Source organism: Limnospira sp. PMC 289.06 (assembly GCF_032350395.1).
In the GTDB taxonomy this organism is placed as follows: Bacteria; Cyanobacteriota; Cyanobacteriia; order Cyanobacteriales; family Microcoleaceae; genus Limnospira; species Limnospira platensis.
The window spans coordinates 1-530 of record NZ_JARPLC010000457.1; the positions used below are offsets into that span (position 1 = coordinate 1).

Sequence of the window (530 nt, forward strand, 5' to 3'; positions counted from 1 at the left end):
GCAAAAAACAGGACGATAAATTTAGTTATTGCAGTGCAGTTAAGCCCGGTGAAACGGCAACCTTTCTAATTGTTGATTATGCATAATTCCGAATTAAGTCACCTCATTTATGGATATTCGGGAAAGGTGTATCAGGGGATTTTTCTAACTTCAATGATAGGGATTGGAGTTATTCCAAAGGTGATAAAGAATTAATTGCTGTACGGTTTTGTATTGAAAAATACGAGACTGAATATAACGGCAAAAAACGAGAATACACCCCTACATCTCCAGAACTCGCATTGCTTAAAATAGTCGAAAGTGACTCAATGCTTACAGACGGTTCTGTGATGTTTACAGCAACAATAAATCTAAGTCAATCATCAGTCAGACCTTCTGACAGGATATTAGAGGGAAATATCGGAGACGATAATTTAAACTCTGATATTTCTAATATCTTAGAAATTGAATGTATTAATCCATTCAATCAATCTTTCGCTACTTACTCAATCGGAGATATTGACGCTTTCATTGAATCCAAAACTAAAAAC

At 35.1% G+C, this 530-nt stretch carries 1 pseudogene; it reads left to right on the forward strand.

The annotated features are described in order from the left end of the window. Window positions 1-308 precede the first annotated feature (308 nt). Window positions 309-530, forward strand: a pseudogene (locus tag P5674_RS25765) (hypothetical protein); the annotation flags it as partial.